Origin of the sequence: Bacillus sp. LBG-1-113 (assembly GCF_020708615.1) — a bacterium.
GTDB lineage: Bacteria > Bacillota > Bacilli > Bacillales > Bacillaceae > Bacillus > Bacillus mojavensis.
This window is the reverse complement of record NZ_JAJFDG010000005.1, coordinates 20,866-36,808: the sequence shown is the minus strand read 5'-3', so window position 1 is coordinate 36,808 and position 15,943 is coordinate 20,866. Positions and strand designations below refer to the sequence as shown.

At 44.1% G+C, this 15,943-nt stretch carries 12 protein-coding genes and 1 pseudogene; 12 read left to right on the top strand and 1 reads right to left on the bottom strand.

What is annotated here, in order from left to right:
- The first annotated feature begins 102 nt into the window (after window positions 1-102).
- From LJF29_RS13445 to LJF29_RS13435, 3 genes are read left to right on the top strand one after another with little or no spacing between them, the layout of a single operon-like run.
- Complete coding sequence (locus LJF29_RS13445; RefSeq protein ID WP_229149053.1) at window positions 103-501, top strand: secondary thiamine-phosphate synthase enzyme YjbQ; 399 nt, start codon at window positions 103-105, stop codon at window positions 499-501.
- Between the two features lie 14 nt (window positions 502-515).
- Window positions 516-1,547, top strand: a complete 1,032-nt coding sequence (locus LJF29_RS13440; protein WP_229149049.1) for a nitronate monooxygenase — start codon at window positions 516-518, stop codon at window positions 1,545-1,547.
- Window positions 1,548-1,571: 24 nt separating this feature from the next.
- Complete coding sequence (locus LJF29_RS13435) at window positions 1,572-1,826, top strand: hypothetical protein (RefSeq protein ID WP_168748622.1); 255 nt, start codon at window positions 1,572-1,574, stop codon at window positions 1,824-1,826.
- A 12-nt stretch (window positions 1,827-1,838) separates the two neighbouring features.
- On the opposite strand, the gene LJF29_RS13430 is transcribed toward LJF29_RS13435, so the two are convergent.
- Complete coding sequence (locus LJF29_RS13430) at window positions 1,839-2,576, bottom strand: protein-glutamine gamma-glutamyltransferase (protein ID WP_229149048.1); 738 nt, start codon at window positions 2,574-2,576, stop codon at window positions 1,839-1,841.
- Window positions 2,577-2,735: 159 nt separating this feature from the next.
- On the opposite strand from LJF29_RS13430, the gene LJF29_RS13425 reads away from it, so the two are divergent.
- The 9 genes and pseudogenes from LJF29_RS13425 (at window position 2,736) to rhaM (ending at window position 15,938) form a co-directional block, all read left to right on the top strand.
- A complete protein-coding gene (locus LJF29_RS13425; RefSeq protein WP_229149046.1) occupies window positions 2,736-4,724 on the top strand; it encodes a HAMP domain-containing methyl-accepting chemotaxis protein in 1,989 nt (662 codons plus the stop codon).
- Window positions 4,725-4,898: 174 nt separating this feature from the next.
- Window positions 4,899-6,887 (top strand): methyl-accepting chemotaxis protein, encoded by a 1,989-nt coding sequence (locus tag LJF29_RS13420; RefSeq protein ID WP_229149045.1) that lies wholly within the window; start codon window positions 4,899-4,901, stop codon window positions 6,885-6,887.
- A gap of 126 nt (window positions 6,888-7,013) precedes the next feature.
- Window positions 7,014-8,054: pseudogene (locus LJF29_RS21335) on the top strand (cache domain-containing protein); the annotation flags it as partial.
- Window positions 8,049-8,999 carry a methyl-accepting chemotaxis protein gene (locus tag LJF29_RS21330; protein WP_369810968.1) on the top strand — a complete coding sequence of 317 codons (951 nt, stop codon included), beginning with the start codon at window positions 8,049-8,051 and terminating at the stop codon, window positions 8,997-8,999. The pseudogene LJF29_RS21335 and the gene LJF29_RS21330, both read left to right, overlap by 6 nt.
- 112 nt (window positions 9,000-9,111) lie before the next feature.
- Entirely contained in the window at window positions 9,112-11,100 is a 1,989-nt protein-coding gene (locus LJF29_RS13410; protein WP_229149044.1) for a methyl-accepting chemotaxis protein, read from the top strand.
- Window positions 11,101-11,241: 141 nt separating this feature from the next.
- Window positions 11,242-13,311, top strand: a complete 2,070-nt coding sequence (locus tag LJF29_RS13405; RefSeq protein WP_229149043.1) for a bifunctional aldolase/short-chain dehydrogenase — start codon at window positions 11,242-11,244, stop codon at window positions 13,309-13,311.
- Window positions 13,312-13,368: 57 nt separating this feature from the next.
- A complete protein-coding gene (locus tag LJF29_RS13400; RefSeq protein WP_229149041.1) occupies window positions 13,369-14,154 on the top strand; it encodes a DeoR/GlpR family DNA-binding transcription regulator in 786 nt (261 codons plus the stop codon).
- Entirely contained in the window at window positions 14,151-15,608 is a 1,458-nt protein-coding gene (rhaB, locus tag LJF29_RS13395; protein WP_229149040.1) for a rhamnulokinase, read from the top strand. The genes LJF29_RS13400 and rhaB overlap by 4 nt, the downstream gene beginning before the upstream one ends.
- A 15-nt stretch (window positions 15,609-15,623) precedes the next feature.
- Window positions 15,624-15,938, top strand: a complete 315-nt coding sequence (rhaM, locus tag LJF29_RS13390) for an L-rhamnose mutarotase (protein ID WP_229149038.1) — start codon at window positions 15,624-15,626, stop codon at window positions 15,936-15,938.
- Window positions 15,939-15,943: the final 5 nt, after the last annotated feature.

The following is a 15,943-nucleotide window of genomic DNA, read 5'->3' as shown; positions in this document are numbered from 1 at the left end:
CTGGAGTTTTTGTTTTCTTCAGGTTTATGAGCCTGATGTAACAGGAAAAAAAGAACACAGAACGAATATGCAAAGAGAAGGGGAATTGAAAGGAGAAACGATATGCTGAAAACACTGCAAATCAAAACAAACAAAAGAGATGAAATGATTGAAATCACTCACGAGGTGGAAGCGTTTCTCCAAGAAACAGGGGTGGCAAACGGGGCAGCGCTGATTTACTGTCCGCATACGACGGCAGGCATTACAATTAATGAAAATGCCGATCCCGATGTGAAAAGAGATATGCTCCGAAGATTTGATGAGATTTATCCATGGGACCATGAGCTGGACCGCCATATAGAAGGCAATACAGCTGCACATATGAAGTCCAGTACGGTAGGCGCTTCACAGCATGTCATAATTGAAAATGGGCGTCTCATTCTCGGGACGTGGCAAGGTATTTATTTCTGCGAATTTGACGGCCCGCGTCACCGAACATGCCATATCAAAATTATGGATTAACAGGAGGTGCTTCTATGACTCAATGGATGAAAGCATTATCATTATCAAAGCCTGTCATTCAGGCGCCGATGGCAGGCGGCCTGGTCACACCCCGGCTGGCAGCCGCTGTGTCGAATGAAGGCGCACTCGGAAGTCTCGCTTCCGGATATCTCAGTCCGGGTACGCTTGAAAAACAAATCATCGAGATGCAGGAATTGACCAGCAGCGCTTTTCAGGTAAATGTGTTCGTGCCGGAAAAAAGGAAGGCACCGGACGATAAAACGGTTCACACATGGAAAAAGAACATTCCGTTTGCCGAACAGGCGGCTGCTTTTCCTTCAGAAGAGGAAGAGTGGGAGGATTTTCATCAAAAAATAAATCTGATTCTTACATACAATGTAAGAGCCTGTTCATTTACGTTCGGCATCCCGCCTGATGAAAGCATTCATGTATTAAAGGAAAATGGGTGCTGTCTTATCGGAACGGCTACTTCGCCGCAAGAAGCCGTCCTGCTGGAAGAGCGCGGAATGGATATCATCGTGCTGCAAGGCAGTGAAGCAGGCGGCCACCGCGGTTCTTTTCTGCCGGTCAGCGGAGAGTCTTCTATTGGCTTAATGTCATTGGTTCCCCAAGCTGCAGACGCTGTTTCAGTACCCGTGATTGCGGCAGGCGGAATTGCAGACCGCCGCGGCGTCCAAGCAGCTCACTGTCTCGGAGCTCAAGGTGTACAGGTCGGGACTCCATTTCTTATGTGTGAGGAAAGCGAAGCCTCTGAAACGTACAGACAGGAATTAAAAGAAGCACATGGAACAGACACACGCCTTACCGCATTGTTTTCGGGAAAGCCTGCAAGGGGTATAGTCAACCAATGGATGAAAGAGCAACAAGCTGAAGAGGCAAATACACTTCCTTATCCATTGCAAAACACGTTAACAAAACCAATGAGAAAACATGCCGCCGCAGCCAAAGATTCCGGTCACATGTCTCTGTGGGCGGGGCAATCAGTCGGAATGCTCAATAGATCCGCTGACGTGAGAACGCTGATAGCTGAGCTTTGCCAATCGTAACGTAACCAACAGAGGTGACAGACGATGAACATTCTTCAATATTCTTATAAAAAGAAAGGGAAAATTGAGTTTGTATTTGAAGACTGGCCTCATTCAAAAGTTACAATGGCTCCCATCCAAGGGTATTATTTTGTCCGATGTATCAAGTGGAGCAGCCAAGATCCCATCGTGACGAGAACTGACCTTGAAAAAATGGAATGGGCTGCGAACCAGTATGTCGGCACAGCCCCTTTCTATCGAAAACGAAAAGCATTTGAAACCCCATCGTCCCCAAAATAGACGGTGGGGTTTTTAGCGGGTGATGGGATAGAGAGACGGAATATCAAGCCTGGTCGCTTGTGAAAGGAGATAAGCGGACTGTACGGCTCCTTTTCTTCTGAAGGAATTCAGCTTATCAATAATTTGCTGAGCGTTTAAAATTCCCAAGCCGTGAGCGAAATATTTGTTCTTTTCTAATAAAATCACATTTTCGCCTCTCCACTGCGCTTTCTGCGGATCAAATTCAGGATTTTTAAAATACAAACAGTCTCCAAGAAAAAAGTGATGTCCCGTTTCTGTATATATCGGCAATTTCTCATAATGCCAGTCATACAAAATAATTCTGTCAAAGGCTGCGTCGAATTTTTCTTCTCCGATGGTTTTAAGCAAAGCCAAGTAATAAATCACAACAATTGCCGTCGCGCATTCAAACGCGTAAAACGGGCCGTTTTCTACAATATTCCGAATCGCCTTTGAAGGCGGCATTTTATACTTAAGCTCCAGAGCCCCTTCCGGTGAAACCCGCCAATACGCTGTATTCCCGTATGTTTTTACAAAGGTGGCGAACTTCGCTCCGCTTTTATGCAGCGCTTTTGCCGATTCAACGATATTCATGCGCAAATGAAGCTCAAACATCAGTTCAGCGATCGAATGATAATCAAACTGAACGGGTGTTTCAATCAATTCTTTTAGCAGCGGGTTCAGGTTCTTGTCAATTTGCCAGTTTTCAATGTCTTGGGGACGGAGCCATTGTCCGGATATAATAATCATCTGAAGCCCCCCTTGTTTTTTATAAACTATGCACAAGGCTCGGGCAATGAAAGTTAAAAAACAGAGAAAAAGTCGGAAAGGAAATTTCTTGCGTCTGATTTTAAAAACTTTTTAAAGCAGCCGATATATAGTGTATCAAACCTGAAGGAGAAACTGGATATGAAGACTTTTATCAATTGGCTGACAAAACCGTCAATTTCTAGAAAGCTAATGATTTCATTTGTTGTGATTTTAATTATTCCGATTCTTATATTGGAATTCAGTTCTTACCGCTCAGCAAGCGGAAAACTGGATCAGGAAATCATGGGAAATGCGAAAAATAGTGTCGATTCATTTAATACAACAGTTACAAATGATTTAGGAGCAAAAGCGAAAGGCATCAGCTTTTTCAGTGAATCACTGAAAAGCTCTGCGTTTAAAGGAAAATCCAAACAGGAAGAGCTTAAAGCCAAGTTTTCGCAATATGTTTCTATTAACCAAGACGTAGCCAGAATCTACGCTGGGGCAGAAAACGGCACATATGTACAGGCACCGAAAGAAAAATTGCCGGATGGCTACGATCCGAGAAAACGAGCTTGGTACCAGGATGCTATGAAAGCCGGCGGTGACATCATAGTGACCGATCCTTATGTGGCAGCCAATGACGGAAGCATGGTCATAACGATTGCTCAGGAATTGAAGGATGGTTCAGGTGTCGTTGCCATGGATATCACAATTGATAAGCTGTTGGAACAGATGAAACAGATTAAAGTCGGAAAAGAGGGCTATGTTTTCATCGCCACGAAAAACAAAACATATGTCGCCCATCAAAACCATAAGGCTGGTGAAAAGCTGTCAGGCGACTGGGTTGCCAAAATGTATGACAAGGACAGCGGCGAGCTGCAGTATACCCTGAATCATGAAGATAAAAAGATGACATATACGACAAATCAGCTGACTGGCTGGAAAATTGCCGGCACCATGTATATGAGTGAAATCAAAGATGCCTCAAAATCTGTTCTCACAACAGGCATGATTGTGCTGATTGCTTCAATACTTATAGGCGGAATTTTAATCCTGTTTATCGTTGGTTCGATCACAAAACCGTTAAAACGTCTGGTTCAATCATCAAAAATGATCAGCAGCGGGGATCTGACAGAAACCATCGAAATCCGGTCGAAAGATGAACTGGGAGAGCTTGGCGAAAGCTTCAACGAAATGGGACAATCCTTGCGTTCGCTTATCAGCGCCATTCAAGACTCGGTTAATAATGTTGCCGCATCATCCGAACAGTTGACTGCATCCGCCGGACAAACGAGCAAGGCGACGGAGCATATCACAATGGCAATTGAGCAGTTCTCAAACGGAAACGAAGAGCAAAGCGAAAAAGTGGAATCCAGCTCTCATCAGCTGAACATGATGAATGAAGGGCTCCAGCAAGTCTCACAAACATCATCAGACATTACGAAGGCGTCTATTCAATCAACGGAAATCGCGGGTACAGGCGAGAAGTTTGTCCAGCAGACAGTCGGGCAGATGAATTCAATTAATGAGTCTGTTCAGCAGGCTGAAGCAGTGGTGAAAGGCTTAGAAGGAAAATCAAAAGATATCACGAGTATTTTACGAGTCATCAACGGGATTGCTGACCAAACAAACCTGCTGGCATTAAATGCAGCCATTGAAGCGGCGCGGGCCGGGGAATCAGGGAGAGGCTTCTCTGTTGTAGCGGAGGAAGTGCGTAAACTGGCCGTTCAATCTGCAGACTCATCTAAAGAAATCGAGAAACTAATCCAGGAGATCGTAGCAGAAATCGAAACTTCTCTTCACATGTTTAAAGCCGTTAATCAAGAAGTGCAATCGGGACTGGTTGTCACAGACAATACAAAGGAAAGCTTCCAAAGTATTTTCACCATGACAAATGAGATTGCAGACAAATTGCAGACGATGAATACAACCGTAGAACAGCTGTCAGGCCGATCAGAGCAAGTATCGGCAGCGGTGAGCGGAATTGCCGATGTTTCAAGAGAAAGCTCGGCAAGCATTCAAGACATTGCCGCATCGGCCGAGGAGCAGCTTGCTTCTATGGAAGAAATCAGTTCGTCAGCCACGACCCTGGCGCAGATGGCAGAAGAGCTTCGTGATCTGACGAAAAAATTTAAAATTGAATAAGAGCAAAAAACAGCGCGTATGAAGCGCTGTTTTTTTGTATAAGAAATAATAAAAAAGACCTGTCTAAAACGGTGAGTTTAGAACTATTTTTCATTTTTTCCTTCATTTTCAATGTAAGATAAAGGAATATCAGCCGATATAATTTGTAAATTATTGAAAGAAGGTTCAAGAGGAATGAAAAAAACACTCACCACCATTCGCAGATCATCAATTGCCAGGAGACTCATTATTTCTTTCCTGCTGATCTTAATTGTCCCAATTGCGGCACTATCGGTAAGCGCTTATCAATCAGCCGTTGCATCTCTTGACATACAGATGGCGCAAAGCGCAAAGGAAAACGTTCAAATATTAGATAACATTATTGACGGTAAGATCAAAACGACTGAAAAAAGCCTCGCGTTTTTCAGCGACTGGGCGACAGCAGACAAGTTGAAAGACAAGAAAAAAACGGAACTCAAACAAGAATTTAAACAATTTATTCAAATGAATGACAATGTCGCTGCGGTGTTTTCAAGCAGTAAAGACGGGACATTCACACGCTATCCGCACGCAGACATGCCGAGCGACTTTAATGCTTTAGAACGTGACTGGTACACAGAAGCCATGGCTAATAAAGGAAAGACAATTGTGACCGAACCTTACGAATCCATTTCATCAGGAAAAATGGTTGTCACCATTGCACGCCAGACAAAGGACGGATCAGGCGTTGTCGCCATGGATATGAAAATCGATGACCTTGTGGAAACCGCAAAAGAAATCAGTATTGGCAAAGAAGGCTATGCCTTTATCCTCAGCCAAAATAAAGAAGTCATCGCCTACTCCGGTGAAAAAGCGGGAACGCAGTTAGAAGGGGAGTGGATAGACAAACTTTACAAAGACAAAAGCGGTGACTTTGAATATACGCACAAAGGAAAGAAGAAGAAAATGGCGTTCGCCACAAGCGAAACAACAGGCTGGAAAATCAGCGGCACGATGTATGCTGACGAGATCCATGATGCCGCAAGCAAGGTTCTTGTTATGGCATCAGTTGTTCTGGCCATTGCCATTGCAGCCGGAATCACGGCGACCTATTTTGTCATTCGGTCGATTACAAGGCCTTTGAAACGCATCGTTGCGTCAGCTGAAAAAATCAGTAAAGGCGATTTAACAGAAACGATAGAAATCACATCAAAAGACGAACTCGGGGTTCTGAGCCAAAGCTTCAACAATATGGCGCACTCTCTCCGTTCACTGATCCACGGCATCAAAGATTCTGTAGAACATGTCGCCTCATCGTCAGAAGAGCTGACAGCTTCCGCAGATCAGACAAGCAAGGCCACTGAACACATTACAAAGGCAATCGAACAATTTTCAAACGGAAGCGAAAACCAGAGCGACAGAATCGAGACAACAACAGAACAAATTAACGAAATGAACGACGGACTGGCAGAGCTGGCTCGGGCGGCGGCAGTCATTACAGAAACCTCTGCAGATTCCACCGAAGTGTCAAGCGCAGGGGAAACACTCGTTCAGAGAACAGCCGGCCAAATGAATACGATTGATCATTCTGTGAAAGAAGCGGAGCAAGTGGTCAAAGGCCTGGAAATTAAATCAAAGGATATCACAAATATTTTACGTGTTATCAACGGCATCGCAGATCAAACCAATCTTTTAGCATTAAATGCCGCCATTGAAGCGGCAAGAGCAGGCGAGTACGGACGAGGCTTTTCTGTGGTCGCTGAAGAAGTGAGAAAACTTGCGGTACAGTCGGCAGATTCAGCTAAGGAAATTGAATCGCTGATCAGCGAAATCGTAAAAGAGATCCATACATCATTAAACGTGCTTCAATCTGTGAATAAAGAAGTGGAAACAGGCCTGGTCATGACAGACGAAACAAAACAAAGCTTTAACCATATATCAAAAATGACGAATCAAATTGCCGCAGAACTGCAAAACATGAATGCGACGGTTGAACAGCTGTCGGCGGGTTCTCAGGAAATATCCGCTGCTTCTATAGATATCGCCGCTATCTCTAAAGCAAGTTCGGACGGCATTCAAGATATCGCCGCTTCAGCCGAGGAGCAGCTTGCCTCCATGGAAGAAATCAGCTCATCGGCACAGACGCTTGAAAAAATGTCTGAAGAGCTGCGAGATTTGACAAAACGATTTAAATTGGATGATTAATAGGTCTAAATTACTATTTTTTAATAGGGATTTAGTTAGTTTTCTTGAATTTCTCCTTTTTTAATGTATATATTTACCCATTTTCAGCCGATATGAAGGGTAGCATAAAAAAGGAGAAATGAACTGATGAAAAAAATACTCCAACTTATCAAACAGAGATCTATTACACGGAAGCTTCTTGTTTCCTTTCTATCGATTCTCATCATACCGGTTGCCATATTAGCGGCGATTGCTTATGGATCTGCCAGCAGCTCGCTCGACAGACAGATGATGGGAAGCGCATTAGAAAATGTACAGCAACTAAACGAAATCATTAACACCAGCATCGGAGAAAAAGAAAACAGCGCCGAATACTTCAGCGAATGGCTGACACAAAAGAAATATAAAGCAAAGAGCAATGCCAGCATTGAAGAGAAATTCTCACAATATATTAAAATTAATAAAGACGTAGAATCTATTTATACAAGTGACAAAGACGGGCGCTTTACCCGTTACCCAGATCTGCCGATGCCAAGCGATTATAATCCCGTTGAACGGGACTGGTACAAAAAAGCGGTTGCCAATAATGGCAAAGTCGTCATAACAGATCCATACAAAACAGCATCTACGAACACAATGGTTGTGACAATTGCCCAGCAGACAAAAGACGGATCAGGCGTTATCGCAATCAACATGACGATTGATAACCTGCTGAAAACGACGAAACAAGTGAACATCGGCAAAGAAGGCTATGCTTTTATTATGACGAAAGACAAAAAGGTCGTTGCGCATCCTAATGAGACTTCAGGAACCGAATTGAAAGGCGACTGGCTTGAACAGATGCTGTCTGCCGATAAAGGCGATTTTCAATACAGCATGAACGGCGATAAGAAAAAAATGGCCTTTGATACGAACAAGCTAACGGGATGGAAGATAGGCGGAACGATGTATCTGGACGAGATTCATGATGCGGCTAAGCCTGTACTTCACCTCGCAACAATTGTCCTGATTGCAGCCATTCTCGTCGGTATCATCGTAATGACATTAGTTATTCGATCGATCACGACGCCGCTGAAACAGCTTGTTGGATCTTCAAAACGGATCAGTGAAGGAGATTTAACAGAAACGATTGATATCCGTTCAAAAGATGAACTGGGCGAACTGGGCAAAAGCTTTAACAATATGGCGTCTTCACTTCGCTCTCTCATACACGCCATTCAGGATTCGGTAGACAATGTTGCCGCTTCCTCTGAGGAATTGACCGCATCTGCCGCGCAAACAAGCAAGGCGACCGAGCATATCACATTGGCGATTGAACAATTTTCAAATGGCAATGAAAAACAAAATGAAAACATCGAAACAGCGGCAGAGCATATTTATCAGATGAATGACGGATTGACGAATATGGCCCAAGCCTCTGAAGTCATTACAGATTCATCTGTTCAATCGACAGAAATCGCGAGTGCGGGCGGACAGCTTGTTCATCAGACTGTCGGCCAAATGAACGTGATAGACAAGTCCGTGAAAGAGGCGGAACAAGTTGTTCGCGGATTGGAAACCAAATCAAAAGACATCACAAACATTCTGCGCGTGATTAACGGTATTGCTGACCAGACGAACCTGCTTGCATTAAACGCTGCCATTGAAGCGGCGCGCGCAGGCGAATACGGGCGCGGCTTCTCCGTCGTAGCGGAAGAAGTCAGAAAACTGGCTGTACAGTCCGCTGATTCAGCTAAAGAAATTGAAGCACTCATCATTGAAATTGTGAAAGAAATCAACACATCTCTCGGCATGTTCCAGTCTGTGAACCAAGAGGTGCAAACAGGCCTTGACATCACAGATCAAACAGAGACAAGCTTTAAACGAATCTCTGAAATGACAAACCAGATAGCCGGAGAACTGCAAAACATGAGTGCCACGGTGCAGCAGCTTTCTGCCAGCTCTGAAGAGGTATCGGGAGCGTCTGAGCATATTGCATCGATTTCAAAAGAGAGCTCAGCCCACATTCAAGATATCGCGGCATCAGCCGAAGAGCAGCTTGCTTCTATGGAAGAAATCAGCTCATCAGCAGAAACACTTTCAAGCATGGCTGAAGAGCTTCGCGATATGACAAAACGATTCAAAATCGAATAATTAGTCGAAACACCCAGGGTTCTGCACCTGGGTGTTTTTTTTAGTTTTTTTATTAAAGCTTTTGTCCTAGCTTGACGATATTATTTTTAGCTTAAAGGAGGAATTATCGAGAATGGGAAAATTCATACATTGGATCAAACAGCCATCAATCAGCAAACCGCTTATCGCTGCGTTTCTGACAGTGCTTATTTTGCCGATTGGGGTATTAGCATATTTCAGTTATCAATCAGCTTGGAACGCGCTGGACAGGGAACTTACGAATAGTGCAATAGGAAACGTTGAAGAACTCAACAGCACACTTGAAAACAAATTGAATCATAAAGTAAAAGCAATTGATTATTACAGTGAGACGATTGATAAAGACATACTGCAAGGGAAAAACAAAACCTTACTGAATGAAAAATTTAAGCAGTACACAATACTAAATGCCGATGTAGGAGCAATCTATGCGGCTTCAGAAAATAAAAAGCTTTACAAATATCCGGAAAGCGGTGTTCCTAAAGGTTTCGATCCGACAGAACGTGACTGGTACAAACAAGCCGTTGCGAAAAAAGGACAGGCTGTTTTTTCAGACCCGTATACTGACGAAGCGACAGGAGATATCGTGGTTACGATTTCCAAACAATTAAAAGATGGCTCAGGGGTCATAGCGCTTGATTTAAATCTGGATGAAGTGCTGGCAGCTTCACAGAGAATAAAAATCGGTACAAACGGCTTTGCATTTATTACATCAGGCGATAAAAAATATATCGCCCATCCGACGATTAAGCCTGGAACAACTGGATCCGGCGACTGGACAAAAGAGGTATATTCCAAAGCAGACGGCTCATTTGAATATACCTTCGAAGGCAAAGAAAAGAAAATGGCATTTACGACAAATAAACTGACGGGATGGAAAATTGCGGGTACGTACTTTGTCAGTGAATTGCAAGATGCTTCAAGTCCGGTACTGAACACTGCCGTTATCATTCTATGTGTGTCAATTGTTATCGGCGGCATACTCATTCTCTTTATTATACGCGCCATCACCAAACCGTTAAGAAAACTGGTTTCAACCTCTGCGAAAATCAGCAGCGGAGATTTAACGGAAGTGATTGATATTCAGTCGAAAAATGAGTTTGGCCAGCTAGGAGAAAGTTTTAACGAAATGTCTGAATCATTGCGTTCTGTCATCGGTGTTATTCAAACGTCTGTAGAAAATGTGGCATCATCTTCCGAAGAACTGACGGCAAGTGCAGCCCAAACGAGTAAGGCGACTGAACACATTACGCTGGCAATCGAACAGTTTTCAAATGGCAACGAGGCGCAAAGTGAGAAATTGGAAACAAGCTCAGATCATCTTTCTCAAATGAACCATGGCATATCAAAAGTGGCTCAGGCTTCATCAACCATTACGAAGTCTTCGATCCAGTCCTCTGAGGCAGCAGGAAGCGGAGAAAAACTGGTAGAGCACACAGTCGGCCAAATGAAGACAATCGATGAATCCGTACAAAAAGCGGAAGCGGTTGTCAAAGGGCTTGAAACAAAATCTCAGGACATTACCAGCATCTTAAATGTAATTAACGGCATTGCAGATCAAACGAACTTGTTGGCTCTAAATGCAGCAATTGAGGCAGCCAGAGCCGGAGAATACGGCAGAGGCTTCTCTGTTGTAGCAGAAGAGGTCAGAAAACTTGCTGTGCAATCAGCACATTCTGCGAAGGAAATTGAAGGATTAATTCAAGAGATTGTCAGAGAAATCAGCACATCACTCTCTATGTTCCAATCCGTGAATCATGAAGTTAAAGAAGGCTTGCAAATTACAGACCAAACAGCTGAAAGCTTTAAGCAAATCTACGAGATGACATCGCAAATATCCGGTGAATTGCAAAATCTGAATGCAACGGTTGAACAGCTGTCAGTCGGATCACAGGAAGTATCAAGTGCGGTTGAGGAAATTTCCGAAGTAGCGAAAGAAAGCTCAGCGGGTATTCAAGATATCGCGGCTTCGGCGGAAGAACAGCTTGCGTCTATGGAAGAAATTAGCTCTTCAGCTGAAACATTGGCGAACATGGCGGAAGAACTTCAAGACATTACGAAAAAATTTAAAATTGAATCTTAATAGAAAAAGAAAGCGGCATATCTTTGCTGCTTTCTTTTTTGTTTCTTAATAAAACAAAAATAAACAAAAGGTATTCAAAAACAAACAAACATGATATATAATGAAAGCGGATACAAGTAAAAGGGACGGAGGAAGATGAAAATGGTGAAACATGTATGGGATTCAGAACATGCCGCCCAGCTATCAAAGGGTGTTGAAGAATTGGTGTATCGGTCCAATTTAATCGGAGCAGACCGCACTGTATGCAACTGGGGCGGCGGCAATACGTCGATGAAAACAACGGAGAAGGATTTCAGAGGCCGCGAAACAGAAGTGATGTGGGTAAAAGGAAGCGGCTCAGACTTGGCAACAATGAAAGCGCATAACTTTACCGGTCTGAGATTAGATGACATCCGTCCCCTGATCGAAAGAGATCAGATGTCTGATGAAGAAATGGTAGATTACTTGTCTCATTGTATGATAGACAGCAAACATCCCCGCCCTTCCATTGAAACACTCTTACACGCATTTTTGCCATACAATCATGTTGACCATACCCATCCGGATGCGATTATCAGCATTTGCTGCGCTGATAATGGAAAACAAATTGCCGAAGATATTTACGGCAGCCGGTTTGTGTGGGTGCCATACGTTCGCCCGGGATTTACTCTGTCTAAAATGATCGCAGACGGCGTGGCAAACAATCCAAATGCCGAGCTTGTCTTAATGGAAAAACACGGCTTAGTCACTTGGGGAGATACGTCAGAGAAGTGTTATGAGAAAACGATCTCCATTATTCAAGAAGCCGAGCAGTACATTCATGAACGCATCAACCAAAAACAGCGATTCGGCGGAAGGCGATACGAGTCACTGCCAGAAGATAAGCGGAAACAAATTCTGGCGGGTGTCATGCCAGTTATCCGAGGAGCTGTAAGCGATGAAAAGCAAATGATCCTCTCCTATGACGATCATGAAGAGGTATTAGAATTTGTAAACAGCGTGCAAGCGCCGGAGCTTTCTCAAATCGGCGCTGCGTGTCCGGATCACCTCGTTCATACAAAGCGTTTCCCGCTGTACATTGAATGGAATCCGGAAACGCAAGATGCACAGGAGCTGGAGGATCTGCTGAAGTCAGGGATCGAGCGCTTCAAAGCAGAGTATCAAGCTTACTTTGCACGCAATCAGCAGGAAGGCGATCAAATCTTTGAATCAGCGCCGCGTGTCATCTTGATTCCTGGCATTGGAATGGTCAATACGGGAAAAAGCCTTGCCATGTCAAAAGTAAGCGGTGCTTTATATCAGAGAGCTATTGCTGTAATGAAAGGCTCTACCTCACTCGGACAATTTGTTTCACTAAACGAAAATGAATCCTATCATGTTGAATACTGGCCGCTGGAATTATATAAACTCACGCTGGCCCCGCCGGAAGCAGAATTTTCTCGAAAAGTAGCATTGGTAACAGGTGGAGCCGGCGGAATCGGAAGTGCAGCCTGCCGACGCTTTGCGGCTGAAGGCGGACACGTAATTGCGGCTGACTTGAATATAGAAGGCGCACAAAAAATTGCCGAGGAAATAAACGAAACGTACGGAGAAGGACGCGCAATGGCTGTCAAAATGGATGTGACAAACGAAGAAGAGGTACAGTCTGCCTTTGAACAAGCAGCGCTTACCTACGGCGGAATTGACATTGTCGTTAATAATGCCGGGCTGGCAACATCAAGCCCTTTTGACGAAACTAGTCTAAAAGAATGGAATCTCAACATCAATGTATTGGGAACCGGCTATTTCCTCGTGGCCCGCGAAGCGTTTAAGCAAATGAAACAGCAAAACATAGGCGGAAGCATGGTGTTTGTAGGATCAAAAAACGCTGTCTATGCGGGAAAAAACGCTTCAGCCTACAGTTCGGTAAAAGCGCTTGAAACCCATCTGGCACGATGTATTGCGGCAGAAGGAGGAGAATACGGCATTCGAGTAAACTCAGTTTTGCCTGACGCGGTTCTCCAAGGCTCAGCCATTTGGGGATCAAGCTGGCGGGAGGAACGGGCTGCGGCATATGGAATAGAGCAGGATCAGCTAGAGGAACATTATCGGAAACGCACGACGCTTTTGGTTAATATTTACCCGCAGGATATTGCTGAATCAATCGCGTTCCTTGCTTCTTCTAAAGCCGAAAAGACGACAGGATGTATGGTTACAGTAGACGGCGGCGTCCCGGCAGCTTTTACGCGTTAGAAGTATGCTATGATATGGGAACCACAAGACGGATATTATTGAGGAAGGACGTTACCGATGTTAGTAGCAGAACGGCAGAAAAAAATAGTTGAACTAGTGAATAAGCGTTTAAGCATCCGCGTATCCGAACTGAGTGACATATTTTCTGTCACAGAAGAAACGATTCGGCGTGATCTTGAGAAGCTTGAGAAAGAGCATAAGCTGAGCCGCAGCCACGGAGGTGCGGTCAGCATTCAGCAGCAGGAGTCAGAAATTCATTTTTCTGAACGTGAAATTACAAATGTAATAGAGAAAAAAGCCATTGCTCATGAAGCGGCCAGATATGTAAAAAGCGGTGACCGAATCATTCTCGATGCAAGCACCACTGCGTGGTACATGGCGAAAATACTCCCTGATATTGAGCTCACCGTCATTACAAACTCAATGAAGGCAGCCATTGAACTGAGCAAAAAACAAAAGATATCCGTTATTTCAACCGGCGGTATCTTGCTGACAAAATCATTATCATTTGCGGGACCGTTAGCTGAGCGTTCACTTGAAACCTATCATGTAAATAAAACCTTTCTGTCCTGCCAAGGGGTTGATATGGAACATGGAATGAGCGACTCAAATGAGTGGCAGGCACTGCTCAAAATACGGATGATTGAAAGGTCTGACCAGACCATTCTGATGGCCGATTCAAGCAAATGGGGGAACCGCGAGTTTTCACATATCGCCTCTTTGCAAGATGTCAGCTGCATCATTACTGATTCTGGACTTGATCCGGTATCAGTAAAAGCACTTGAAGAAAAGAATGCGACAGTGACAGCCGTCCCCCTTCCTAAAGAAAGGGTGAAAGAATGATATATGCTGCTGTTGATATAGGGGCATCAAGCGGGAGAGTCATCATAGGCGAACTCCAGGAAGGAAAGCTTGCGGTACAAGAGATTCACCGATTCGCAAACGGCTTCATGCAAAGAGAAGGACATTGCTATTGGGATATTGATCACTTGTTAGAGCAAATCCTGCAAGGGCTGCAAAAGGTGAAAGCCCTTGGCTATGACTGCTGCACCGTCGGCATTGATACATGGGCCGTTGATTACGTCTTGCTGGATGAGAAAGGCAGCCGCTTACGAGAAGTCATATCATACCGGGATAAAAGAACAGAGAACACAATGGAAAAGCTTACGCAAACGGTATCAAAAGAAACAATCTATCAAAAAACAGGCATTCAATTTCTGCCTTTTAACACGATCTATCAATTATATGAAGAAGACCAAGAGCTGCTGAGAAAAACAGCGCAGATTTTAATGGTGCCGGATTATTTAGGCTATTGCTTAACCGGCAAAGCAGCAGCAGAAATCACAAATGTGTCCACGACACAGCTCTTAAACCCCTCAACAGGAAAGTTTGATCCCGAATTGCTCAAAGCCGTGTCTGTTAAGGCACAGCAATTTCCGCCGCTGACTGAACCGGGACAGGAGCTCGGCATGCTAAGAAATGAATGGTTTCCAGCCTATGATCTGCCGGCTTGCAGGGTGATTACCGTCGCAACGCATGATACTGCTTCAGCTGTCCTCGCCGCACCAGGTATAAACAATGATTGGGCGTATATCAGCAGCGGAACATGGTCGCTAATCGGAATGGAGAACGAAACACCGATTATTAATGAACTCGCATTGAAAAACAATTATACAAATGAACGCGGCGCAAACAACACCATTCGTTTCTTGAAAAACATCATTGGCATGTGGGTGATACAAGAAGTCCGAAGACAATTACGAGAAGATTACAATTTTCAGCAACTGGCAGAAGAAGCCGGAAAAACAAAACCGTTTCAGCAGTTTATCAACTTAAATGATGATCGTTTTTTGAATCCGGATGACATGATAAAGGAAATACAAAATTATTGCAGAGAAACCTTCCAACAGATTCCTCACACAGCAGGCGAACTTGCCTGCTGTATCTACAGCAATTTAGCCATCATCTATGCGACAGCCATCTCAGAACTAGAAACCATTACAGGGAAAAACATTCAACAGCTTCATATTATCGGAGGAGGCGCCCAAAACGACTTCTTAAATCAATTAACCGCTGATATGAGCGGAAAAACGGTATACGCCGGACCTGCTGAGGCGACAGCCATCGGAAATCTGCTGATGCAAATGATTGCCGCCAAAGAAATAAAGGATGTAAACCAGGCCCGCAAGATCGTCAGGAACTCCTTTCCACTTAAAGTGTTTATGTCTAAAGATGCTGACAGAAGCGCCATCATTCAGTCCTATCATCAAACTGTTTTGAAAGCGTTATCTAAATAAAAAGAGGTGATCTGCTTGAAAAGAAAAGCGAGTATCATGTTCGTCCATAAAGATAAATTCAAGGAATACAAACAGCGGCATGATGACATTTGGCCAGAAATGGCAGACGCGCTTAAAGCCCATGGAGCGCATTACTATTCTATTTTTTTAGACGAAGAGACAGGTCGGTTATTTGCTTATTTAGAGATAGAGGATGAGGAAAGGTGGAGGAAGATGGCGGACACAGAGGTGTGCCGCAGATGGTGGAAGGCAATGGCGCCATTAATGAAAACAAACGCCGATGACAGTCCCGTTTCAATCGATCTGAAGGAAGTCTTTTATTTCGAATAAAAGGG